27 protein-coding genes are annotated in these 22,642 nt (G+C 37.4%); 23 read left to right on the top strand and 4 right to left on the bottom strand.

Annotated features, from left to right (window positions below):
- The 4 genes from E7Z79_RS05730 to E7Z79_RS05745 all read left to right on the top strand — a co-directional run.
- Positions 1-452, top strand: a 452-nt coding sequence (locus E7Z79_RS05730) for a zinc ribbon domain-containing protein (protein WP_303739014.1), incomplete at its 5' end; no start/stop codon positions are given.
- 273 nt (positions 453-725) lie between these two features.
- Entirely contained in the window at positions 726-2,618 is a 1,893-nt protein-coding gene (iorA, locus tag E7Z79_RS05735) for an indolepyruvate ferredoxin oxidoreductase subunit alpha (protein WP_303739015.1), read from the top strand.
- Between the two features lie 4 nt (positions 2,619-2,622).
- Positions 2,623-3,207 (top strand): indolepyruvate oxidoreductase subunit beta, encoded by a 585-nt coding sequence (locus tag E7Z79_RS05740; RefSeq protein WP_303739016.1) that lies wholly within the window; start codon positions 2,623-2,625, stop codon positions 3,205-3,207.
- Positions 3,208-3,260: 53 nt separating this feature from the next.
- Positions 3,261-3,539 carry a hypothetical protein gene (locus tag E7Z79_RS05745; protein WP_303739017.1) on the top strand — a complete coding sequence of 93 codons (279 nt, stop codon included), beginning with the start codon at positions 3,261-3,263 and terminating at the stop codon, positions 3,537-3,539.
- A 57-nt stretch (positions 3,540-3,596) separates the two neighbouring features.
- On the opposite strand, the gene E7Z79_RS05750 is transcribed toward E7Z79_RS05745, so the two are convergent.
- On the bottom strand, positions 3,597-4,028 hold the full coding sequence (locus tag E7Z79_RS05750) for an amino acid-binding protein (RefSeq protein WP_303739018.1): 432 nt from the start codon (positions 4,026-4,028) through the stop codon (positions 3,597-3,599).
- 4 nt (positions 4,029-4,032) lie between these two features.
- On the bottom strand, positions 4,033-5,337 hold the full coding sequence (locus tag E7Z79_RS05755) for a phenylacetate--CoA ligase family protein (RefSeq protein ID WP_303739019.1): 1,305 nt from the start codon (positions 5,335-5,337) through the stop codon (positions 4,033-4,035).
- Between the two features lie 230 nt (positions 5,338-5,567).
- Between E7Z79_RS05755 and E7Z79_RS05760 the strand changes: the two genes are divergently transcribed.
- The 7 genes from E7Z79_RS05760 to E7Z79_RS05785 all read left to right on the top strand — a co-directional run bounded on the left by E7Z79_RS05760 (position 5,568) and on the right by E7Z79_RS05785 (position 11,948).
- Positions 5,568-6,365, top strand: coding sequence for a M48 family metallopeptidase (locus tag E7Z79_RS05760; RefSeq protein ID WP_303739020.1), 798 nt, complete (start codon positions 5,568-5,570; stop codon positions 6,363-6,365).
- 106 nt (positions 6,366-6,471) lie between these two features.
- Positions 6,472-8,082, top strand: coding sequence for a sodium:solute symporter (locus E7Z79_RS05765; RefSeq protein WP_303739021.1), 1,611 nt, complete (start codon positions 6,472-6,474; stop codon positions 8,080-8,082).
- Complete coding sequence (locus E7Z79_RS09715; RefSeq protein ID WP_342764982.1) at positions 8,082-8,195, top strand: symporter small accessory protein; 114 nt, start codon at positions 8,082-8,084, stop codon at positions 8,193-8,195. Before E7Z79_RS05765 ends, E7Z79_RS09715 begins: the two co-directional genes overlap by 1 nt.
- 50 nt (positions 8,196-8,245) lie before the next feature.
- Complete coding sequence (locus E7Z79_RS05770) at positions 8,246-9,415, top strand: MFS transporter (protein WP_303739022.1); 1,170 nt, start codon at positions 8,246-8,248, stop codon at positions 9,413-9,415.
- Positions 9,416-9,900: 485 nt separating this feature from the next.
- Positions 9,901-10,620, top strand: coding sequence for a carboxymuconolactone decarboxylase family protein (locus E7Z79_RS05775; RefSeq protein ID WP_303739023.1), 720 nt, complete (start codon positions 9,901-9,903; stop codon positions 10,618-10,620).
- A 277-nt stretch (positions 10,621-10,897) separates the two neighbouring features.
- Positions 10,898-11,725, top strand: coding sequence for a molybdate ABC transporter substrate-binding protein (gene modA, locus E7Z79_RS05780; protein ID WP_303739024.1), 828 nt, complete (start codon positions 10,898-10,900; stop codon positions 11,723-11,725).
- 16 nt (positions 11,726-11,741) lie between these two features.
- The gene (locus E7Z79_RS05785) at positions 11,742-11,948 is read left to right on the top strand and encodes a molybdopterin-binding protein (protein WP_303739025.1); all 207 of its coding nucleotides are present in this window, start codon (positions 11,742-11,744) and stop codon (positions 11,946-11,948) included.
- A gap of 93 nt (positions 11,949-12,041) precedes the next feature.
- On the opposite strand, the gene E7Z79_RS05790 is transcribed toward E7Z79_RS05785, so the two are convergent.
- Positions 12,042-12,206 (bottom strand): hypothetical protein, encoded by a 165-nt coding sequence (locus tag E7Z79_RS05790; RefSeq protein ID WP_303739045.1) that lies wholly within the window; start codon positions 12,204-12,206, stop codon positions 12,042-12,044.
- On the opposite strand from E7Z79_RS05790, the gene modB reads away from it, so the two are divergent.
- The 5 genes from modB to E7Z79_RS05815 all read left to right on the top strand — a co-directional run bounded on the left by modB (position 12,136) and on the right by E7Z79_RS05815 (position 15,491).
- Positions 12,136-12,735 (top strand): molybdate ABC transporter permease subunit, encoded by a 600-nt coding sequence (gene modB / locus E7Z79_RS05795; RefSeq protein WP_303739026.1) that lies wholly within the window; start codon positions 12,136-12,138, stop codon positions 12,733-12,735. The genes E7Z79_RS05790 and modB overlap by 71 nt on opposite strands.
- A gap of 31 nt (positions 12,736-12,766) precedes the next feature.
- Complete coding sequence (locus tag E7Z79_RS05800) at positions 12,767-13,804, top strand: sulfate/molybdate ABC transporter ATP-binding protein (RefSeq protein ID WP_303739027.1); 1,038 nt, start codon at positions 12,767-12,769, stop codon at positions 13,802-13,804.
- A gap of 211 nt (positions 13,805-14,015) precedes the next feature.
- Complete coding sequence (locus E7Z79_RS05805; protein ID WP_303739028.1) at positions 14,016-15,053, top strand: sulfate/molybdate ABC transporter ATP-binding protein; 1,038 nt, start codon at positions 14,016-14,018, stop codon at positions 15,051-15,053.
- Positions 15,054-15,185: 132 nt separating this feature from the next.
- Positions 15,186-15,326, top strand: coding sequence for a hypothetical protein (locus E7Z79_RS05810; protein ID WP_292600475.1), 141 nt, complete (start codon positions 15,186-15,188; stop codon positions 15,324-15,326).
- A gap of 24 nt (positions 15,327-15,350) precedes the next feature.
- Entirely contained in the window at positions 15,351-15,491 is a 141-nt protein-coding gene (locus E7Z79_RS05815) for a hypothetical protein (protein WP_292600473.1), read from the top strand.
- 54 nt (positions 15,492-15,545) lie between these two features.
- On the opposite strand, the gene E7Z79_RS05820 is transcribed toward E7Z79_RS05815, so the two are convergent.
- Positions 15,546-16,082 carry a DNA-3-methyladenine glycosylase I gene (locus tag E7Z79_RS05820; RefSeq protein ID WP_303739029.1) on the bottom strand — a complete coding sequence of 179 codons (537 nt, stop codon included), beginning with the start codon at positions 16,080-16,082 and terminating at the stop codon, positions 15,546-15,548.
- Between the two features lie 111 nt (positions 16,083-16,193).
- On the opposite strand from E7Z79_RS05820, the gene E7Z79_RS05825 reads away from it, so the two are divergent.
- The 7 genes from E7Z79_RS05825 to argJ all read left to right on the top strand — a co-directional run bounded on the left by E7Z79_RS05825 (position 16,194) and on the right by argJ (position 22,447).
- Positions 16,194-17,333 (top strand): aldo/keto reductase, encoded by a 1,140-nt coding sequence (locus tag E7Z79_RS05825; RefSeq protein WP_303739030.1) that lies wholly within the window; start codon positions 16,194-16,196, stop codon positions 17,331-17,333.
- Positions 17,334-17,395: 62 nt separating this feature from the next.
- Positions 17,396-17,746: a nascent polypeptide-associated complex protein gene (locus E7Z79_RS05830; protein WP_303739031.1), complete on the top strand. Its 351-nt coding sequence runs from the start codon at positions 17,396-17,398 to the stop codon at positions 17,744-17,746.
- A gap of 5 nt (positions 17,747-17,751) precedes the next feature.
- Positions 17,752-18,495: a metallophosphoesterase gene (locus tag E7Z79_RS05835; protein ID WP_369693436.1), complete on the top strand. Its 744-nt coding sequence runs from the start codon at positions 17,752-17,754 to the stop codon at positions 18,493-18,495.
- A 63-nt stretch (positions 18,496-18,558) separates the two neighbouring features.
- Entirely contained in the window at positions 18,559-19,584 is a 1,026-nt protein-coding gene (locus E7Z79_RS05840; RefSeq protein ID WP_303739033.1) for a Zc3h12a-like ribonuclease, read from the top strand.
- Positions 19,577-20,779, top strand: coding sequence for a hypothetical protein (locus E7Z79_RS05845; RefSeq protein WP_303739034.1), 1,203 nt, complete (start codon positions 19,577-19,579; stop codon positions 20,777-20,779). The genes E7Z79_RS05840 and E7Z79_RS05845 overlap by 8 nt, the downstream gene beginning before the upstream one ends.
- 19 nt (positions 20,780-20,798) lie before the next feature.
- Positions 20,799-21,209, top strand: coding sequence for a hypothetical protein (locus E7Z79_RS05850; protein WP_303739035.1), 411 nt, complete (start codon positions 20,799-20,801; stop codon positions 21,207-21,209).
- Positions 21,210-21,223: 14 nt separating this feature from the next.
- Positions 21,224-22,447: a bifunctional ornithine acetyltransferase/N-acetylglutamate synthase gene (gene argJ / locus E7Z79_RS05855; RefSeq protein ID WP_303739036.1), complete on the top strand. Its 1,224-nt coding sequence runs from the start codon at positions 21,224-21,226 to the stop codon at positions 22,445-22,447.
- Positions 22,448-22,642: the final 195 nt, after the last annotated feature.

Genomic DNA, 22,642 nt, shown 5'->3' on the forward strand with positions numbered 1-22,642 from the left:
AATGCAGAAACATGAGCAGACAATGGAAAAAACTACAAAAAAGACTACAAAAATGGTACAACAAAAGAACAAACCAATTAAATGACTACATTGAAAAACTAACCTACAACCTAGTTAAAAAATATGATACCATAGTCTTTGAAGAAAACTACTCTACTATCAAGATCTTAATCGGAGGAGAACAAAACATGATATTTCCTCTATCGCGATTCATAAAAAGACTAAAAGACAAATTCCAACTCTACAAACCCGAAACAGACGGAGTACAATTCGTAAAACCACACAACACAAGCCGAACATGCCACCACTGCGGACACATAAACAAAGAGTTAAAAATCAAAACACGCAACTGGAAATGTCAAAAATGCGGAAAAACACTTGATAGAGATATAAACGCAGCAATTAATATTCTAAACCGCTGGTTCAACGGGGATAGCCTGAAAAATACTTAAATTAACCTTATTAAGTGAAAATAATTCAGGAATCCCCATCCTCTATAGGATGGGGTGGTTCAAAGGATATATTAAGACCAAAAATATTTTAGTTTCCTACATTACTCATATAGTTACCGACATTTTCGGATTTGCCGTGGCAATAATGGGATTAGAATTTAATTTCAATTTGAATTCTCTGAAATTGGGAATTCAACTTTTTTTTTGAAAAATACTTATACTTTGAAGTAGTATATTTTATATGTATTAACGATAAATTTTGAGGAAATCATAATGAATTTAAAAGAATTAGTTACCGGAGAGTCCGGTGAAAAACAGTTTTTGCTTGGAAATGAAGCTGCCGTAAGAGGAGTAATAGAGGCAGGAGTTTCCATTGCTGCTACATATCCCGGAACTCCTTCATCAGAAATTGGAAATGTATTGTCAGTATTGGCTAAGGATGCCAATATTTATTTTGAGTTTTCCACCAATGAAAAAGTTGCCATGGAGGTTGCTGCCACCGCAGCCGCTTCAGGACTGAGGTCTTTCACTTTCATGAAGCATGTGGGTATGAATGTTGCGGCAGACTCATTCATGACTACAGCATACTCTGGAGTAACCGGTGGAATGGTAATTCTGTCTGCAGATGATCCTTCACTCTTTTCATCTCAAAACGAGCAGGATACACGTAACTATGCAAGAATTGCTAACGTGCCCGTTTTGGAACCGTCAAACTGTCAGGAAGTAAAGGACATGGTCAAATATGCATTTGACTTATCAGAACAGTTCGGTTTGCCGGTAATCGTCAGAACCACCACCCGTGTTTCACACATGAGGGGAGTAGTCGAATTTGGAGACGTTAATGATAACTCATCAAACAATGATAATCACTGGAAGAGAGGCCACTTCAACAAGGACCCATCAAAATATGTTCCAGTTCCTGCATTTGCGGGAGACATGCATATCAGATTATGGGACAAAATCAAAAAAATCGAAGGAACCTCTAATAAAAGCGAATTCAATCATGAAATCACCTTTTCCGATGAAAAGGTATATGGATTGATAGCTTCAAGCAGTGCATATAACTATGCTCACGATATTGTAAAGTTCAATGGTTTGGATGTCAACATATTGAAATTAGGATTTTCCTATCCTTTCCCTCAGGACAAGGTCGTTGAATTCCTGGAGGATTTGGATGAGGTATTCATAGTCGAAGAGGTTGATCCAATCATTGAAAGGGATGTGCTTGCCGCAATCGGTGCCAAAAACCTTGATGTAATTGTCCATGGTAAAATGGATGGAACTTTCCCTCTTTATCATGAATTCAATTCAGACATCGTTGCACAAGGTTTGGACAAGGTTTTAAACTTCGATGAAAAAGAAGTAGTCAGTTATTCTTCAAGCCTGGAGGAACTGCAGGAAAATATCCCTTCAAGAGCTCCTGTATTGTGTGCAGGATGTCCACACAGGGCAATGTATTACGGAATAAACCTTGCAATTGAAGAACTTGGCCTGAAACCTGAAGACGTTATTTTCGCGTCAGACATCGGATGCTATACATTGGGAATCAATCCGCCATACAACGCTGCCGATTACCTGCTGTCAATGGGTTCAAGCGTAGGGGACGGTTGCGGATTTTCAGTTTCAACTGACCAGAAGGTTGCAAGCTTCATTGGAGACTCCACATTTTTCCACAGCGGTGTTTCACCTCTAATCAATGCAGTCCACAACAAACACAACTTTGTTCTGACAGTTCTTGACAACAGGATTACTGCAATGACAGGTGGTCAGCCTAACCCTGGAATTCCTGTTGACGGAATGGGCGATGAGGCTCCTGAGGTATCAATCCGTAAACTTGCATTGGCTTGCGGATGTGATTATGTGCGCGTAATAAATCCATTTAACCTTGAACAGGTTGTTAAAACTTATAAGGAAGCATTTGAAAGAAATGATACTGCTGTAATCATATCAAAAGCTCCATGTACATTAATCAAAGGATTGACTAAAAAGCCGCCGGTCAACTTTGTAGAAGGAAACTGCAATTATTGTGACAAATGTGTAAGCGAATTGGCCTGTCCGGCAATATCTAAAGTTGATGGAAAGATTACAATAGATAAGGCACAATGTGACGGATGCAATGTATGTATACAGGTCTGTAAGTATGGTGCTCTAGAGGCAGGTAGGTGATAGTATGGATAATCATTATTGTATTTATATTTGCGGTGTAGGAGGTCAGGGAATCATCAAGACTTCCACAATCATCGGTGAAGCTGCAATGAACCAAGGTTTGGATGTGGTCATGAGTGAAATTCACGGAATGTCTCAAAGGGGAGGTTCCGTTTCAACAGAACTGAAGATTGGAGGATACAATTCCTCAATCATACCAAATCAGGCTGCTGACATGCTGCTTTCCTTTGAACCTATTGAAACAATAAGGGGACTTGACAAGGTAAACTCAGAAACCAAAATCGTTTACAATACCCATCCGATTATTCCGTCTTCAACAGACAAGGAATATCCAAGCGTTGACGGCATAACAAAAACCTTGAAAGAAAACTTTAAGCATGTGCTTCCAATCGATGGAACCAGATTGGCTATTGAGGCCGGAAGCGTTTTGTCATTGAATATGGTTCTTTTAGGAGCAGTCACTGCTGATGATAAGTTTCCACTTACAAAGGAATCAGTCATTGATGCAATGAAAAATAACTTGAAACCTAAATTCCATGAAATGAATTTAAAAGCAATTGAAAGTGGGTATCAATCCATCAAAGGTTAAATTTTAAATAGTATTTATGCTAAACTATTAAATATATAAACAGTTGTGGTATTATGGCTTACAAAATTGACAATGCTATTGTAAAAAAAGATAGAAACGGTAGAATAACATTAATCGATCCAGAAAACGTTTTCAAAGATGAAGATGCATTCATCGCAATTAAAAGTGATGATTTAATCACAATCCAGCTTTTAATTAATGGTATCTTAAGTAATGACTTCCAGAACTGGAGAGAATTGGGAAATGTCCCTGAAAACGAACCATTAAAAAGCCTTTTCGTACGTTTAGGTTATTCAAAAGAAGATATATCTAACTTATTAAAAGAATTTTAGATATTCTTTCTTAACTATTTTTTTAAAAAATAAGAGTAGAAAAGAAGTTAATCTTTTCTATAAATCTTTGATGTCTTCAGCATCCAGTATTTTAACGTTGCTTTCATTTAAAGCAGCAACCGCTTTTTCCATATTTTCCAATCTCATAACGACAATGGCCTCGTCGGTTTTACTGCTTACAAAAGCGTAAAGGTATTCCAGATTAATGCCTTTTTCGTCGAAAACAGCTAGAGTTGAGTTCAGTCCGTTAGGTTCATCAGGCACTGCCAAAATGATGACCTCATTTTCTTTAACAATAAATCCGTCTTTTTCAAGAGCGGCTATTGCCTTTTCATTATCAGATACAATCAATCTTAAAATTCCGTATTTTGTTGTATCTGCTATTGATAATGCACGAATGTTAATGTTTTCTTTAGCTAATGTATCGATAGCTTTTTTAATTCTTCCTTCTTTGTTTTCGACAAAAACTGATACTTGTTTAACTACCATTTTATCACCTATCTAAATTCCTTTCATCAATTACACGAACAGCTTTACCTTCACTTCTTGGAAGTGATTCCGGTTCAACAATACTTACATCTACTCTAATTCCAGTTTCTGATCTGATGGATGCCTGTATTTGTTTTTCCACTCTTTCCATCTCTTTCATTTCATCTGAGAATAACTCTTTTGTAGCTTCAACCTTAACTTCCACTTCATCTAAAATGTCAGGTCTTGTTACATGAATCATATAGTTAGGGCTTGCGCCGGATACTTTAAGCAATGCCTTTTCGATTTGAGATGGGAAAACCATGACTCCTTTGATTTTTAGCATATCATCGCTTCTACCGGTGATTCTTGTCATTCTGACAGTTGTTCTTCCACATTCACATTTATCGGAAATGAGTGAAGTCAGGTCTTTTGTTCTGAATCTTAAGATAGGCATTCCTGTTTTGGTTAGGGAAGTCAATACCAATTCTCCCTTTTCACCGTAATCCAGGGTTTCACCAGTGTCAGGGTTGATGATTTCAGGGTAGAAATGATCATCCTGTATGTGCATTCCGTTTTGGCAGTCGCATTCCTGAGCAACGCCGGGACCCATAACTTCTGTTAGACCGTAGATGTTGTGGGTTTTGATTCCAAGGGATCCTTCAATTCTTTTTCTCATTTCATCAGTCCACATTTCGGCTCCATGGATTCCTGCTTTCAGATTGATGTCTTCTAATGCAATTCCTGCTTTTTCTCTTGACTCTCCAAGATACATTGCATAGGAGGGGGTGCATGTTAATATGTCACTTTGGAAATCAACCATTGTATCCAGTTGCCTTTGGGTGTTTCCAGCGGAAATAGGAATTGTTATTGCTCCCATTCTGTTTCCACCATGGTGGATACCAAATCCTCCTGTGAATAATCCGTATCCGTATGCATTTTGAATAATGTATTCTTTTTCTGCACCTGCCATTTTAAGTCCACGTGCAATACATTCTCCCCAAATGTCCAAGTCATTTTGAGTGTATGCGGTAACTGTTGGTTTTCCGGTTGTTCCTGAAGATGCATGAACCTCTACAATTTCTTCACGAGGAACTGCAAGCAATCCTAACGGATAAGCTTCCCTTAAATCACTTTTGGTTGTAAATGGGATTTTTTCAATGTCTTTCAATGTCTTGATGTCTTCCGGTTTCAATCCGATTTCGTCGAATCGTTTCTTATAGAACTCTACATTTTCATATGCGAGCTTTATGGTCTTCTGCAGTCTTTCTAGTTGAATCTTTTCTTTTTCTTCTTTTTCCATACATTCGGCTTTTTCATCCCAAAACATGATATCCCTATTTGATTAATTTTTCTAATGTATTTAATTATGTAACTTATTGAATATATAATTTTCTTAGACAACTGTTTAATTTTTCGATTTTAATCTTAATTAATTTTAACGATGTTGATTAAAAATTGATTTGTACTCGTTAAATTACAAATTTGCATCAATTTTTACTTTATTTTGTCTACCAAGTATTTATACAAGTTTTTTATAAGTTTTACATGGTGATTAATTTGAATTCACAAATTGAAACGGCTAAAAAAGAGTATGATGAGAAAAATTATGAAATGGCTTTGGAAATATTGGATGGCATCGAAGTTGAAGGTGAGTATCAAAAGCTTGTAGTCTTCATTAAAATAGCCAGTTTGATGGCATTGAGACGTTATGAAGATTCTTTAAACATCATCGATTCAAATATTGAAAAATTTCCCTATAGTGAATTTCTATGGTCCAGAAAGGTTGAATGCCAGTATTTCAATGGGGATGAGGAGGATGCTGTCAAATCCCTGGAGGAGCTTGAACGCATTGTCAATAAGGATGATAAGCAGAGTCTTGTTTTTCTTGCCGAAGAGTTTGAAATGATCGGCAATCACGAAAATGCTTTGAAATATTGTGATATGGCACTGGATATCGATGAGGATTTTGTTGATGCGGTTCGCCAAAAGTCTATGTCTGCAAGTGCTCTAAAGGATTATGATATGATGAGTGATTGTGCAGACAGGCTTTTGGAACTTTATAACAGTGACTTTGAAAAATTGATCCCATTCACGTTAAAACTGTTCTCCGGGAGATATAGGGATGCACTGGGCATTGTTGAGGGGATGGATTTGTCTGATAAGGCCAATGAGGAGATGATGAAGGGCGCCATATACAATTCAATGGTTGAGGACTTAAACATTGAAATCAGGACCTCCGCACCAATCGACATGACCATTGATGAGGTTTTGGACCTTTTCTTCAGGTATCATTATGATGGAATTGGGCATGGTGAAATCAAGGGTGCCAAGTATTTAATCACAAAGCAACAATAATGTACAAAAAAGTACATCAATGTATTTTAGTAAGCTTTATAAATATGGAACATAATAAATTAAAGTGGATATTAAGTTATTTAATATTTTTTAGAGGTAATTAATTATGGACGTAATGATTTTAACAATAGTGTTTATAATCTACATATTCGCGCTCGTTTTTGTAGGTTATTACGCATACAAAAAGACTAATTCCTCTGAAGACTTCATGATTGCTGGTAAGGATACACATCCATTCATCATGGCAATGAGTTATGGAGCTACTTTTATTTCGACAGCAGCTATTGTTGGTTTTGGAGGAGTTGCTAGTGAATATGGTATGAGTGTTTTATGGTTAGCATTCTTAAACATTATCATTGGTGTATTTATCGCATTTGTATTTTTAGGAAAGAGAACACGTAGGATGGGGCATGCTTTGGAATCCCTGACATTCCCTGAATTTTTGGGAAAACGTTTTGACTCCAAATTCATCCATTACTTCTCAGGATTGATAATCTTCTGTGCAATGCCTTTATATGCAGCGGTAGTATTAATTGGTGCTGCAAGATTTCTGGAATCTTCATTAATGATTAATTTCAGCATAGCATTGATGATTTTATCAATCATTATCACATTCTATGTGCTGTTCGGTGGAATCCGTGGTGTAATGTATACTGACGCACTTCAGGGAACCATCATGGTAGTCGCAATGGTATTCCTTTTAGTATTTGTCTACTGGCTGCTTGGAGGAATCAGCACAGCGAACACTGCACTGACAAATATGGTTAATCTTTATCCTGCCGATGCCATTGCAACGGGAGGTACGGGCTGGACGGCCTTCCCAGAGTTTGGAACACCATTCTGGTGGTCACTTGTATCATCCACATTAATCGGTGTAGGTATCGGGGTTCTCGCACAGCCTTCACTGATTGTAAGATTCATGACAGTCAAATCAGACAAGGAACTCAACAGGTCAGTCTTGATTGGAGGTATATTCATTGCAATCATGCCTACAACAGCATATATCGTAGGATCACTTTCAAATGTATACTTCTATGACAAGCTGGGCAAAATCGCTGTTGACGTGGTTGGAGGAAACATCGACAAGGTCATTCCGACATTCATCACAATGGCACTTCCTGAATGGTTCGTATACATCTTCCTTCTGTCCCTGATTGCAGCTGCAATGTCAACAATATCCTCACAACTGCACACCCAGGGAACCGCATTCGGTGTGGACATATACGGTACAATAAGGGAAAAATCAAAACAGAAACTCGACCAGGTATCCATCTCCAGGGTAGGTATTCTGATAGCTATCATCCTGGCTTTGGTAATGGCATACGCACTTCCTGGAAGTGTAGTTGCACTCGGTACAAGTCTCTTCTTTGAAATCTGTGCAGCAGCATTCCTGCCGGTATTTTTAGGAGCGCTCTACTGGAAAGGAATCACAAGACCTGGAGCGATTGCAGGAATTGTTTCCGGAACATTCGTCAGTCTGTTCTGGTTAACATTTGTATTCAAGAAAACAGCAGTGGGTCTTGGAATATGTAAATTCGTATTAGGCATGGAAACATTGATTCCTACAGCGCCATGGCCATTCATTGATGTAATGCTGATAGCGGTGCCAGTTTCTGCAATATTTACAATAGTAGTAAGTTTACTTACCAAACCTCCGGCACAAGAGGTCATCGATAAGGCATTTGAAAACATAGATTCAAAAGGGAGTGATGCATAATGGGAATTTTAGGAATTGAAGACCCCTGGATTTGGGGAGTATACCTTGGAATTATCCTATCAACCCTTTTATGTGTTGTTTATGGTATTGTAAACTGGAATAAGGGAGATTAAATTCTCCTACCTTATCTTTTTTTATATAATTAATTACAAATTCATTAACGATGAACGTTGATGAATCCGAAAAAATTTTTACCAAATCATTTTTCCTGATATTCGGAGCGTTGCTGTTCACAGCTCTTGTGATGTATGCGTTGATGTCGACGGTGACAGAATACGCAACAACAATGGGCTCTACTGCAACGATTGCCGGACTGGTTTCTGGAATATACATTTTTGGAGGACTGTGCTCAAGGATATATTCAGGTGATGCCCTTGAGAGAATCGGCTGGCGAAAGATAGCTCTTGTTTTCATGGGAATCCATTTTTTTGCATGTCTTCTGTATTTTGTAGTGGACAACATCACTCTACTTATCATAGTCAGATTCATACACGGTATAGGTTTCGGGGCATCAGCCAATGCGATAGTGACAATAGCAACGGCAATATTGCCTAAAGGAAGATTTTCCGAAGCCTTTGGATATTTTATGCTTGGAACAACCATAGCGGTGGGTCTCGGGCCCTTTATTGGAGGATTCTTGTATGATTCATTTGGGTCTGTGGGATGCTTTGCTGCAGCTTCAATCTTCTCATTTTTGGCTTTGATATTCATAATTCTCATTGATGTCGATAAATACGACACAAAGGATAAGAGTTCCAGCGATGAGTCATATTCAGGAATTGAAAAGGTAATAGAGTTCGGTGCTGTTCCCGTTTCACTTTTTACGGCTCTCACAAGTCTCGGTTATGTGTCAATACTTTCATTTTACAGGCTTTATGCGGTTGAGGTGAACCTGACTGAGGTATTTTCATGGTTTTTCATCATATACTCAATCTGTCTTGTTGCCACAAGACCATTGGCAGGCAGAATCCAGGACAACGGCGGAGATAAAATCGTTTGTGTGGTTGGAATCATCGCACAGTCAATAGGTCTGATGCTGATAGCACTTTACCCGTCAAACGTCACTGTTATAATCTGTGCAATATGTGCAGCTCTCGGATTCGGAACACTTAATTCGGCCAGCACTGCAATCATAACCAGAAAGGTCTCAGAACACCGCCGGTCATATGCAATATCAACATTTTTCATATTCTGTGATGCGACAATGGGTTTTGGACCTGCACTTTTGGGGTCATTCGTATCAGCGACTACAGGATATGCTCCTGTCTATTTCATTTCATCAATAATTACCATTTTGGCATTGCCTATCTGTTTATACTCATTGAAATCGTAGTTTTATATATAAATCGAACGTATCTTAGGATACAAATCATACGTAAGTGATTTGGATTGTTCTAATTTTTTTCATATTAGGATTATGTGACCATTTGTGAGTTTATATGGTGAAGTAAATTTTACGAAGTTAAAGCAATATTTCACGTTTAAAACAATTTTTAGGTCTTTATTAATAGATGTGTTTCAATGTCTATCTGTTCCAACATGTGAAAACATGTTGTAGACATTGAATTTCAACTTTAACTTGTTTTTTAATGAACCGGCTAATTTTTAATGATTAAATTTCAATCTATTTATCTCTTTTTTTTAAAATATGTTTTTTAGGAATTTGATTGTGAAATAAAAGTTTAAAAAGGTCTGAATATAAGTTCATTATAGAATTTTTAGTGAATGGGTTTAAGCATAGAAAATATCGGGAATTCAGTACGGAATTACGTACTTTTTCCGATAACTTTTTTATATCTATTTTTCAAATTATTTTTCATGAAAGATTTATTTGACAATTTCACAAGAATCAAGAAAAATGACCCTGAATTTCATGAAATATTTAAAAACTTCGCATTTGATGAAGTGTATGAATACTCAACATTATCTCAAAAAGAAGCCGTTTTGGCGACATTGGCATCATTGATAGCCTGCCAGTCACCAAAGGCATTCAAAAAGATATTGCTTTCAGCGGTAAATGAATACATCACTCCCGAAGAGGTGAAGGAACTGCTCTATCAGTCCGTTCCCTATGTCGGCTTTGGCCGTGCCCATAACTTCTTTGGAGTCGTAATCAAGGTATTTGACAAAAAGGGAATTGAGATGCCTTCAGCTCCAAGGTCAAACACAACCTCTGAAAACAGACGCAAAAAAGGCCGTGAAATCCAGGACAGGTACTTTGGAGCTGAAATGATTCAGGCCATGAATGACAATGCTCCCGAAGGCCAAAAGCACTTCAACGCTTTCCTTGAAGGATACTGCTTCGGGGACTTCTACACCCGTGACGGATTGAACGACAGCGAAAGGGAACTGATCACCTTTGTGTTCATCGCAACTTTGGGCGGATGTGAAAACCAGTTAAGGGGCCATGTTCAGGGTAATTTAAGTGTAGGCAACGATAAGGAGAAATTGGTTTCAGCCATTACGGTTATTTTACCATATATTGGCTTTCCAAGGTCACTGAATGCATTGGCTATTGTTAATGAGATTTGCAGTTAACTCGATGCAAATATTTTCTTTCATTTTTTAGAGTTACCTATTTTTTCATGATGCGATATGAACATATTTACATCGATATGTAAATATTTATATATCACTTGTTATTAAAAATATTATTGCTAATCATGATAGATGAAGTGCAAATAATGATTTTTGAATAATTGAAAGTGATGAATAAATTACATCGAATAATAATGTTATTCATCTTGCTTTAATCATTTATTTGAATTATTGCATTACATTATCTGGTTTGTATTATTTATATGGGAGAATAGTTATGAAATCTAATAAAATCGCAATTATTGCTATTATAGCTATTGTCGTTGCAGTTGTTTCAATTGGTTCCTGTTCTGCAGGTCTTTTTGACTTTATGGGCGGTGACAACGCTACTGACGATAGTTTAAATGGACAAGAGGTTAACTTAGCTGCTGCAGCTAGTTTGAAAAACGCTTTTGATGAAAAGTTAATTCCAATGTTTGAACAAAAATATCCTGGTGTAAAAGTTACACCTACCTACGCTTCAAGTGGGGATTTACAAACTCAAATTGAAAACGGTTTAAAAGCAGACGTATTCATGTCCGCTTCTAACAAACAGATGAACGCTTTAATTGAAGAAGATTTAGTTGACAATAATACCAATCTTCAATTTTTAGAAAACAAAGTTGTTTTAATTGTACCAAAAGACTCAAACGCTAATATCTCTTCATTTGATGATTTGAAAAATGTAAACGGTACCATTGCTATTGGTGATCCTGAATCAGTACCAGCGGGTCAATACGCTAAAGAAGCATTGAACAACACCGGCATTTGGAATGATGTTGAACCTAAATTATCTTTAGGTAAAGATGTAACTGAAGTATTAAACCAAGTAGCTCAAGGATCTGCTGACTGTGGTATTGTATATGCTACTGACGCTAAATCAACTGATGATGTTAAAGTAGTTTGCGAAGCTCCTGATGACGCTTTAAAAACTCCAGTTATTTATCCTGTAGCTTCACTTAAAAATTCAACTGATTCAAACGCTACAAAAGCATTCATGGACTTCTTGCAAACCCAAGAAGCTAAAGATGTATTCGTTGAATACGGTTTCACTCTCCACGAATAATTAAGGAGAGATTCTAATGGAAATCAGTGCAAGAAACCAATTAAAAGGTAAAGTTACTGATGTTGAGCTTGGTGCTGTAATGGCAAATATTAAAATTGAAATTACAGAACCTAATGTTATCACTGCAGTCATTACAAAGGAATCTGCTGAAAAATTAGGTTTAACCGAAGGCGACGATGTATGCGCCATTATCAAATCAACTGAAGTAATTGTAGGAAAATAAAAACGAGTGGGTAAAACTCCCACTTTCACTTTTTTTTTAAAAACCGACATGAAAAATTATATATGTCTTGAAAAGACATAAGATTAACAAGAATTATAAAGGATTTGCTGACATGATGGATTGGTCTACTGTTCTCATCTCAATGAAAACTGCAAGCTTATCGATTTTCATAACCTTTTTTTTAGGCTTGTTTGCTGCTTGGGCTATCGTTAAGATGAAGAATGAACCAATTAAAATGTTTTTGGATGGAGTTTTCACACTCCCGCTTGTATTGCCTCCTACTGTAGTAGGGTTCTTTTTATTATTTATTTTTGGTGTCAGGGGGCCTATAGGTAAGTTTTTTATAGATTTTTTTGCTTATAAAATAGCTTTTTCATGGCCTGCGACTGTTATTGCTGCGATAGTCATGTCTTTTCCATTGATGTACCGTTCCGTTCGAGGCGCTTTTGAACAGGTGGATTACAACCTGTTGGATGCCGGCCGTACATTAGGCATGTCCGAATGGAAAATTTTCTGGAAAGTTTTATTTGCAAATTCATTGCCGGGAATTATTAGTGGAGGGATCCTTGCATATGCTCGTGGTTTAGGTGAATTCGGTGCTACAGCAATGCTTGCAGGGAATATTGCCGGTCAAACCAGAACTCTTCCATTGGCAGTTTATTCTGAAGTGGCTGCAGGCAATATGGGAGAGGCCTTTAATTATGTGCTCGTCATTGTTTTCATTGCATTCATTGCCATCTTCATCATGGATTATATTTCCATAAGAAAGGAAAAACAGTGGAGATAATTCTTATTTTTATATTTTGAGAGGATATATTATGCATAATAAATTGTTAAAAGTAGATATCCAAATGAAACTTAGCGAATTTGACCTCGACGTTAGTTTTGAATTGAAGAATAGGCGTTTAGGCATTCTTGGTCCGTCAGGATGCGGAAAAAGCATGACCTTGAAATCAATTGCAGGTATCGTAACACCAGATAAAGGTGTTGTGAGTTTAACAAGTGGTGAGGAAACTGTATATTTTGATTCCAATAAAAAAATCAACTTGAAACCTCAAAAAAGAAATGTGGGGTACCTGTTTCAGAATTATGCTTTATTTCCCAACATGACTGTGGAAGAGAATATCGCCGTTGGCCTGTCCAAGGGGGATGACGGCAAAACTGTGTCTGAAATGATCAAGCGATTTCATTTGGACGGGCTGGAAAAAAGATATCCCAGACAATTGTCTGGAGGCCAGCAGCAAAGAGTTGCTTTAGCCCGCATATCTGCCTATGGTCCTGATGTCATATTGTTGGATGAGCCATTCAGTGCCATGGATACTTTTTTAAAGGAGCAATTGCGTATTGAACTTCTGAATTCACTGAAAGATTTTGATGGATTCTCCATTATGGTTACTCATGACCGTGATGAGGCATTCCAGTTTTGTGATGAGCTTATCGTGCTGGACAAGGGAAAGATTATAGCAAAAGGAAATACCTATGATGTATTTGAAAATCCAAGAAGGGTTCAGGTTGCAAGGCTTACCGGATGTAAAAACATCTCCAAAGTTGAAATTGTCGATGATTATCATCTCAAATCCATTGATTGGGGAGTTATATTTGAAACATCTGATAAAATTTCATCAGATATTACTCATATTGGAATAAGGGCGCATGATTTTGTGCCTGCTGAAAAGGATGACGTTAATGCTTTTGACACTTTAAACTCAACAGTATTGGAAAAGCCTTTTGAATGGGAAATCACATTAGCAAATGGTTTGTGGTGGAAAGCCGATAAACTGATTGATGAGCATGATTTTGTGATTCCGGATTATTTAAAGATAGATCCTAAAAATATAATCCTGTTGGAAGAGTAGTGAATATGCTCTCCATAATTATTTTATTCTTTAAATCATTTTAATTTAAATATTTAGATAATATAATTCTTTAATTTATCTTAAATTCATTTTTTTCCGTTATTATGTTAAATTCACTTCGTATAATCTGTTTAATCGAGTAAACTTATTTAAATAATGAAATTTAAAATTCTAATTAGATTTTTTGATTTTATATGTTTAGAGGCAGATTATGAGCGACAAGTCATTAAAAGTCAATATTCAAAAGAAACTTAAGGAATTTAATTTGGAAGTTGATTTTGAGTTGAAAAAGGGGTGTTTGGGCATTCTTGGCCCTTCCGGCTGCGGCAAGAGCATGACCTTGAAATCCGTTGCGGGCATTGTGGACCCTGATAATGGTATTGTGAGCTTGACCACAGATGAGGAGTACATCTATTTCGATTCTACAAAAAAGATTAATTTGAAGCCTCAAAAAAGAAAAGTTGGTTATCTGTTTCAGAATTATGCTTTGTTTCCTAACATGACCGTTGAGGAAAACGTTGCGGCAGGCCTGTCAAAGGATGATGACGAAAAAAGGGTTTCTGAAATGATAAGGCGCTTCCATCTTGAAGGGCTTGAAAAAAGATACCCTCGACAGTTGTCAGGAGGCCAGCAGCAAAGGGTGGCTCTGGCACGTATTCTGGCATATGGTCCTGATGTGATATTGCTCGATGAGCCGTTCAGTGCAATGGATGCATTCCTGAAGGAGCAGCTGCGTTTGGAACTTGTCAGGCTGCTTGAGGATTTTGATGGATTTTCCATTCTGGTGACCCACGACCGTGATGAGGTGTTCCAGTTCTGTGACGACCTTATAATACTGGACAAGGGCAAGGTCATTGCACAGGGCCCCACCCATGAGGTGTTTGAAAATCCCGGAAAGGTTCAGGTCGCAAGGCTTACCGGATGTAAGAACATCTCCAGAGTCGAGATTATAGATGACTATCATGTCAAATCCATTGATTGGGGCGTTGAATTCGAGGTGTCTGAGAAAATTTCTCCTGAAATCACTCATATTGGAATAAGGGCGCACGATTTTTCAGCTGCAGGCAAAGATGAGGTGAACGTATTTGGCACAAATGATTCAAGCAAGCTGGAAAAGCCTTTTGAATGGGAAATAACCCTGGCAAACGGTTTGTGGTGGAAGGTCGACAAGAAGATTCATGAGCATGATTTCGTCATTCCAGAGTATTTGAAGGTCGACCCTGAAAACATAATCCTGCTTGAGGAATAACTGATTTGACTTTAAAAAATTGTTCTCACTTTGTAATATTGCTTTTTAATCAAAGGAAAATAATTTAAATGATTAAAATCAATAGTATGACCGATATTATTCAAGTAAACTATTTTGAAAGGATGTGTTAAAATGGCTAAACCGATTAGACCAACACTTGAATTAGAAGGCAAGGATGCAATCGAATTTCTTGAATGGATGGAAGAACCTCCTACTGAAAAGGATAAAGAGTTTTGGAAAGAAGTTTATTCACAACGAAGGGTCTTATTCTAGAGCATTAAATGGAGGAGTATTAAAATGGCTAAACCTATTAGTCCATCACCTGTAATTGAAGGTGAGGATGCAATTAAAATTGTTAAAAAGATGTATAAATCACCAAGTGGCGAATATAAAGAATTAGCTAAAGAAATCAGGTCTCAAAGATTTGTCCCTTTTTAAATATAATTTTATAGATTTTTTCTTTAAATCTAATTATTGCGATGGATTCGCAGTTCAATATTTAAAGCAACATTCCTGATGATTGTCAATCATGCCAATGGATTCAAGATAGGAATATATTATTGTCGGGCCGACAAACTTCATGCCTCTCTTTTTCAGGTCCTTTGAAATGTGTCTGGACAATTCGGATTCTGTTAAAAACTCGGCTTTAATGATTTCACCATCTGTAAATCCCCAGATGTATTCGTCAAAGCTTCCGAATTCATCCTGTATTTCAATGAACACCTGCGCATTGTTGACGGCTGCATTGATCTTTCCCTTATGGCGGATTATGCCTTCATTCATCCGCAGTTCCTCAACCTTTGCATCATCATAACTGGCCACTTTTCTAACGTCAAAGTCATCAAAGGCCCTTTTGAAGTTTTCACGCTTTTTAAGGATTGTAATCCATGACAGTCCTGCCTGAAATGACTCCAAAACAAGCATCTCAAACAGTTCCCTGTCGTCATGGGTTGGAACTCCCCATTCATCATCATGATATCTCACATAAACTTCGTCGCTTCCTGCCCATGTGCATCGATTTTCGCTCATGAAGATACTTATCATAAATGTTATTTAAATAGTTATTCAACAAACGATGTTTTTCAACCATTGAAACATTAATTAACTTAATTGACATACTAATATATAGAGATGATTAATATGACTAAGCTAGGTATGGGAATGATGAGACTTCCACTTTTGGATGAAAATGATCAGACAAGCATTGACATAGAACAGGTTAATAAGATGGTAGATGCATACATGGATGCCGGATTCAACTATTTCGACACTGCATTCGTTTATCACGAAGGGGCAGGCGAACCGGCCTTCAAAAAAACCGTTGTTGACAGATATCCTCGTGATTCATTTAAAATAGCTACAAAACTTCCATTGTTTGTTATCACAGAGGAGTCCCAACTGGAGCCGCTGTTTGCACAGCAGCTTGAAAACTGTGGTGTGGATTACTTTGATTATTACATGCTTCATAACGTGAGCGGATTCACTGAAACCGCCTGGAAGAATGTTGATTTATACTCTTTTATAGAAAATAAAAAGAAGGAAGGCAAAATCAAGCACATCGGATTGTCCACTCATGGGGATGCCGAATTTTTAGAGGAAATCCTATTTGAGCATCCTGAACTCGAATTTGTCCTGCTTCAGATAAACTATCTTGACTGGGAAGATGAAAACATCGAAGCGAAGAAATGTCTTGATGTCGCCAAAAAATATGGCAAGCAGGTAATGATTATGGAACCGTATAAGGGCGGATTTTTGGCGGATGTTCCTGAAGATGCTGAAAAACTGATGAAACAACACAATCCCGACAGGTCAGTGGTTTCATGGGCAATGAGATTCGTGGCCAATCTTGATGCATGCGTTGTCCTTACCGGTGCAAGCAATCTTGAACAGCTTGAAAACAACATCGAGGAATTCAAGAATGCGGATCCTTTGGACGATAAGGAATTGGAAATCCTTGATGAGGTTTCAGAAATCATCAACAGCAACATCACCGTTGACTGTACAAAATGCAGATACTGTGTCGAGTCATGTTCTGAGGAAATAGACATCGCAAGACTCTTTGACTTGTACAATAAGCACAAGATGCTTGAAAATGATGACTGGACTCAGTTCGGTAATGCCTATCTCAACTATTCCAAGCTTGACGGCGTAGGAATAGCTTCCGATTGCATAGAATGTGAATTATGTATAGAGGAATGCCCTCAATCCATCAATATTCCTGAAGTTTTAAAGGATGTTGCCAAAACCTTCGAAACTGAAATCTACGGATTTGAAAATTAAGTAACTTTTAATAATATTAAACTATATATTTATTAATAGTTAGTTTATATGAGGTTTTTATTATGATACCTGGCATGAACAAAAAACAGATGAAGCAGATGGAAAGACAAATGAAAAAGATGGGCATGAAAATGGAAGACCTTCCAGGAGCCCTTGAAGTCATAATCCGTTTTGAAGATAAGGAATTAATCATCGATAATCCTAGTGTTAGTCTAATGAATGTTATGGGACAGGAAACCTATCAAATCGAAGGTAAGGCCCGTGAAGTGGAATTGGAATATGAAGTAGAAATCCCTGATGAAGATGTGGAAATGGTGGCTAACAGCGCCGGCGTTAGTGAAGATGAGGCAAGGCAAGCTTTAGAAGAATGCAAAGGGGATCTTGCAGAAGCCATCATGAAATTGAATCAATAGATAACATGACTTTGATTGCACACATTTCCGACCTGCACATATCCGATTCAACCTTTGATGAGGATATGTTCCTGAAGGCTGTAAGCGAAATAAACAATTTGCAGCCGGACATGATAATCTTAACCGGAGATTTGACTGAACACGGTTATTATGTCGAATTTGAAAAGGCAACAAAATATTTGGAAATGTTTGAAGCTCCATTATTTGCAGTTCCAGGAAATCATGATGCCCGTAATCTGGGTTATCAGACATTTGAAGAGTTGGTCGGTGAAAAAAGCTGGAAATTAACAATGGATGGTAATTTCACAGTAATGGGACTTGACAGCAGTTCTCCAGATGAGGACAAGGGTCATGTCGGAACCCCTCAGCACATGTGGCTGGAACATCAGTTGGATGAATGTGTAATCAATGAGCATTTCTCCATTGTTGCCCTGCACCATCATGTTGTGTCCATCCCTCAGACAGGGCGTGAACGCAATGTCTTGTCAGATGCGGGAGATATTTTAAAGACTCTGACAACTCATGAGGTCGATTTGGTCTTGTCAGGACATAAGCATGTTCCAAATATATGGAAAATAAATGAAACCATTATTGTCAATGCAGGCTCTCTTTCCTCTTTAAAGCTCAGAGGCAAAAATAAAAACTCATATAATGTTTATAACATCTCAGAAGAGGATATCGAAATCTATTTAAATGAAGTAAATGGCGAAAAATTTTTATTTGGAAAATATCCAAGAAATAAATTATAAATTAAATTTAAATATAAGATAAAATATATACTAATAAACTGAATTGAATTTTTAGGTGATATTATGAAAGTGGTCGTAGATGCTTCTAATGTAGCTCATCATGTTAAAAATCAGAACGGACAGCCTCAAATGTCCAATATTCTTGCTGCTGTTAAAGCATTGGAAGAAAGTGAAGATGAATTTGTAATTATTGCTGATGCATCACTTCGTCATGATATTGATGATAAGGAAAAATTTATTAAACTGCTGGAAAATGATAATGTGGAAGAAGTTCCGGCAGGTAATGATGCAGACCATTTTATATTGGAAATTGCAACTCGTGAAAGAGCTAAAATCCTATCAAATGATAAATTCAGAGATTATGCTGCTGAATTTAGAAATGTTTCTTCAATGAGAATACCATTCATTATCGACCATGGCAGACTCACTTTTGGAAAGCCGAAAAAACCTAAAAAAGATAAGAATATCCTACAGCATATCTGTGATGAAATTATCAAGGAATTGAACTTTAAAAAATGGGAAATCTACACCGGCAAGGAAGGGTTGGAAATTTCCCCATTAAATATAGCCAAACAGGCTATCATTCGTATCGACAATGAAAATAATGCAGAATCTAAGTTAGAAAACATTTTCGCCAAAATACCTATGTTCAATAAGATTGTGGAAATGGTGGATGATGTAGAAATCGCTGCTCCATATGTTATTTTCGTATTGGTACACCCTAAAGATTATAAGATTGCTGTGAAAAATGCGGGTAACATCTCAGTCACTGTCGCAGACAGGTTAGGTCTTGAGAAAAAACCTTTAATCGCAGTAAGAAATGATTTGTTCACAAAACCTGGCACTTTTGAATTGAACATATTGCTTGCCGATGAAGTTACCGAAACCGCACCATATAACATTCTAGTGCGTGTAAGCGAGCATGATGAAGTGTTTATTAAAAGAAATTCAAGGAATATTGCAAGCACAATTGCCGGAAGGCTTGGATCTTGGAAATTCCCGTTCGTATCAGTAAAACCAGACATGTTTTTGGAAAGGCCTGGAGAGTTTGAAATAGAGCTGGAAAAAGGAGGGGACCTGGATGGTTAATAGTTTGACTAAGTTCTTTATTAGACTAACCACCAAGCTCAATCCAATTGCTGTGGGAACTAAATTTTTTCCGACAAATTCATTAGAAACCGAGTATGTGGAGTTATTCAACTATACTCAAACAATTCTATTCGAGCTTGAAAAGGCCGAAATCACATCAGACACTATTCTGGAAAATCTCATTCGTGATGTAGGTGCTGAAAACCTTCCAAAGGACTATACTTTTCATGAATTGCAACCGGCGGAAAATAAGATTGAAGAATATGCATTGGTAAGTAATATCATCATGGGTAGTGACCGTTACTTCTACATTGAACTACCATATCCGTCCCGTTTGATTGACATTTTTGTCAAAATCATTCAAAATGAAAAGGGAGAAATTGTGGAAAAGACAGCTACAGAACTGGTTGCGAAAATGTTAAGTAAAAACGATGCTATTCGTGTAGCCATTGAATTGATTGGAATCGGATTGTCTGAAGGAATTCAGGTTATTTCAGCTGTCGGAATGACAGGTGCCGCTTCAATTGAAAGGGCAATTCACTATACTCAGAGTGTTGGAAGCTTTCCAGGAATTGCATTTACCAAATTAGGCGGAGAATATGCGCTGGTATTTGATTCACCATTCCTTCTTCAAGAATCCAGACCAGTTGATCTGGAAAATTATCTATTCATTGATTTAATTGATTCCACTAAATTCATCAACAAGAACGGAAGGAATCAACTGGTTGAATTGATGACCGGAATCAAAAATTTCATCGAAACCGAATGTGAAGGTGAACTCGAAGGCTACAGGGAAGGCGGTGATGACTTCATTGCAAAATTCCCATCAAAGGATTTGGCAATCCGTGCAGGTCTTGATGCTGCTTGGTTTGCATTGGATAATGGTGCAAAAATCAGAGCGGGCGTTGGAAGAAGCAGACGTGAAGCAGGAGAAAGGGCTCAACTTGTAGATGATTTGGACTCTGCCGCTCCATTGTCTTTGGTTGTTTTTGAGTTGGCTAACGGTTTGTATGCTTATAACATTCCATCCGAATTCACAAGGACTCTGATTAATTTGGTGGAAAATGAAAAACCGAAATTGATTGGAGTATTTGCATTTGTATTCATATTTGCTTATGTGATGTCAATTTTGGGACTTGGAATGTTCAGTTTTATTGGGGTCATCCTTGCCCTAGTTTATGCGATTATCACTTAATCAAAATGCGAGAAAAATCATGAGACGAAAAAAAGACGATAAAAGAGTTTTAAGATCAGGAAATGGTCGCCAAAATAATTCCAAAAGAAGGTTTGGAAGGAATAAAAATAAGTTCAATAATCGTCCGCCTAAATCTAGAGTGCAAAGGAACAGAAGACCTAAAAAGCCAAGAAAAAGTAGTGGAACTCTCATGTTCCTTGTCATACTTGCTTTGGTTGCATTTGTCATAGGTGCTGGAATGGGTGTCTCTTTAAGTTTTGATGACGGTGATGATGGTCAGCCTCATTTTGAAAATGTAACAGAGGAAATGACTAAAAACGTGAACGGCTCTAAAGTTGTGGATTATGATAAGGAAGTCGATGGAATAGACTATAATGAAAATGGGTCTTCACAACTTAATACGCAGTATATACAAAGTAATGAATACTAATTTTTGTGATTTTTATGAATTTTATTAAAGAACTTGATGGAGGATTTTCAGTAATTGAAAATCTTAAAGTATCAGGGGCTCGTGAAGGAAAATACGGTGTTACTATAATCGTTTCACCAAACAGTACTGCTTCAGCAGTATTCACTTCAAATAAAGTGGTTGCAGCTCCTGTTAAGTACACTCAGAATGTTTTAAAAAAAGGAATCATTTCAGCTGTATTCGTCAACAGTGGAAATGCCAATTGTTTCACTGGCAAGCAGGGATTTAAAGACTGTGAGACTTTAGTTGAATTGGTATCTAATGACTTGAAAGTACCTAAAGATGAAATCGCCATTTCATCAACAGGGGTCATTGGACGTGAAATGCCGATAGATATCATTTCAAAGGTGGCTTATGAGTCCTTATCAAAGCTGGGCAGCAATCCAGAAAATTCTCTTGCAGCGGCCAAGGCCATAATGACAACTGATACATTTCCGAAGGAATGTGCTTTGGAGGTCACATTAACTTCCGGTGAGACTGTAAAAATCGCAGGAATCACTAAAGGAAGTGGAATGATTGCTCCAAATATGGGAACAATGCTTTCATTCATTGTAACCGATGCTGTAATTCCTGCAGATGAAATCAAAAAGGCACTCAAGGCGTCAGCCGATATCAGTTTCAACATGATTGTCGTCGACGGTGATGAAAGTACCAACGACACATGTCTGATGATGGCAAATGGCGCATCAGGTGTTGAAGTCGTGAAGGATGGCGAAATGGATTCAAACTTCCAGGAAGCATTGAATTATTTATGCATTGACTTGGCCAAAAAGATGGCCCGTGATGGTGAAGGGGCAACCAAATTCATTGAAGCCAATGTCTGCAATGCCAGAAATGATGAAGATGCAAGGTTGGCTGCAAAATCAATCATATCTTCCAGCTTATTCAAGTCCGCTGTATTTGGAGGAGATCCTAATTGGGGAAGAATTGTTTCAGCCATAGGATACTCAGGATGTGACTTAAATCCTGACATTGTCACAATATCCATTGCAGATGACACAGATGATGTTGATTTGGTCAAAAACGGTGAAATTTTAGCATTTGAAGACACTCCATATCTTGAAAGGGCTGAAAAGATAATGCAGTCAAAAAACATCACTGTCAATATTGACATGGATCTGGGTGATGGTGAAGCTACTGCATGGGGTTGTGATTTAACATACGATTATGTTAAAATTAATGCGGAATATACCACTTAAAGAAAACCTTTAAATATCTTGAAAACAAATATTTTTTTGTTATAGATTTAATTCTAATTTTGTAATGATAAAATTTAAGGAGGGGAAAATATGGCAAAAGTTAAAGGAACTAATAGAAGGACCAGACAAAAAAGAAGTTATACCAAGCCTGGTAGTAAAAGAGGAAGAGGAGTAAAACAAACCTGGAAAAAATAA

It is taken from the genome of Methanobrevibacter thaueri (assembly GCF_015062905.1).
Classification (GTDB): Archaea; Methanobacteriota; Methanobacteria; order Methanobacteriales; family Methanobacteriaceae; genus Methanocatella; species Methanocatella thaueri_A.

Excerpts from the sequence above, each read along its gene's own strand:
- iorA (WP_303739015.1), top strand. The coding sequence starts at position 726 with ATGAATTTAAAAGAATTAGTTACCGGAGAGTCCGGTGAAAAACAGTTT.
- E7Z79_RS05740 (WP_303739016.1), top strand. The coding sequence starts at position 2,623 with ATGGATAATCATTATTGTATTTATATTTGCGGTGTAGGAGGTCAGGGA.
- E7Z79_RS05745 (WP_303739017.1), top strand. The coding sequence starts at position 3,261 with ATGGCTTACAAAATTGACAATGCTATTGTAAAAAAAGATAGAAACGGT.
- E7Z79_RS05750 (WP_303739018.1), bottom strand. The coding sequence starts at position 4,028 with ATGGTAGTTAAACAAGTATCAGTTTTTGTCGAAAACAAAGAAGGAAGA.
- E7Z79_RS05755 (WP_303739019.1), bottom strand. The coding sequence starts at position 5,337 with ATGTTTTGGGATGAAAAAGCCGAATGTATGGAAAAAGAAGAAAAAGAA.
- E7Z79_RS05765 (WP_303739021.1), top strand. The coding sequence starts at position 6,472 with ATGGACGTAATGATTTTAACAATAGTGTTTATAATCTACATATTCGCG.
- E7Z79_RS09715 (WP_342764982.1), top strand. The coding sequence starts at position 8,082 with ATGGGAATTTTAGGAATTGAAGACCCCTGGATTTGGGGAGTATACCTT.
- E7Z79_RS05770 (WP_303739022.1), top strand. The coding sequence starts at position 8,246 with ATGAACGTTGATGAATCCGAAAAAATTTTTACCAAATCATTTTTCCTG.
- E7Z79_RS05775 (WP_303739023.1), top strand. The coding sequence starts at position 9,901 with ATGAAAGATTTATTTGACAATTTCACAAGAATCAAGAAAAATGACCCT.
- modA (WP_303739024.1), top strand. The coding sequence starts at position 10,898 with ATGAAATCTAATAAAATCGCAATTATTGCTATTATAGCTATTGTCGTT.
- E7Z79_RS05785 (WP_303739025.1), top strand. The coding sequence starts at position 11,742 with ATGGAAATCAGTGCAAGAAACCAATTAAAAGGTAAAGTTACTGATGTT.
- E7Z79_RS05800 (WP_303739027.1), top strand. The coding sequence starts at position 12,767 with ATGCATAATAAATTGTTAAAAGTAGATATCCAAATGAAACTTAGCGAA.
- E7Z79_RS05805 (WP_303739028.1), top strand. The coding sequence starts at position 14,016 with ATGAGCGACAAGTCATTAAAAGTCAATATTCAAAAGAAACTTAAGGAA.
- E7Z79_RS05810 (WP_292600475.1), top strand. The coding sequence starts at position 15,186 with ATGGCTAAACCGATTAGACCAACACTTGAATTAGAAGGCAAGGATGCA.
- E7Z79_RS05815 (WP_292600473.1), top strand. The coding sequence starts at position 15,351 with ATGGCTAAACCTATTAGTCCATCACCTGTAATTGAAGGTGAGGATGCA.
- E7Z79_RS05820 (WP_303739029.1), bottom strand. The coding sequence starts at position 16,082 with ATGAGCGAAAATCGATGCACATGGGCAGGAAGCGACGAAGTTTATGTG.
- E7Z79_RS05825 (WP_303739030.1), top strand. The coding sequence starts at position 16,194 with ATGACTAAGCTAGGTATGGGAATGATGAGACTTCCACTTTTGGATGAA.
- E7Z79_RS05830 (WP_303739031.1), top strand. The coding sequence starts at position 17,396 with ATGATACCTGGCATGAACAAAAAACAGATGAAGCAGATGGAAAGACAA.
- E7Z79_RS05835 (WP_369693436.1), top strand. The coding sequence starts at position 17,752 with ATGACTTTGATTGCACACATTTCCGACCTGCACATATCCGATTCAACC.
- E7Z79_RS05840 (WP_303739033.1), top strand. The coding sequence starts at position 18,559 with ATGAAAGTGGTCGTAGATGCTTCTAATGTAGCTCATCATGTTAAAAAT.
- E7Z79_RS05845 (WP_303739034.1), top strand. The coding sequence starts at position 19,577 with ATGGTTAATAGTTTGACTAAGTTCTTTATTAGACTAACCACCAAGCTC.
- E7Z79_RS05850 (WP_303739035.1), top strand. The coding sequence starts at position 20,799 with ATGAGACGAAAAAAAGACGATAAAAGAGTTTTAAGATCAGGAAATGGT.
- argJ (WP_303739036.1), top strand. The coding sequence starts at position 21,224 with ATGAATTTTATTAAAGAACTTGATGGAGGATTTTCAGTAATTGAAAAT.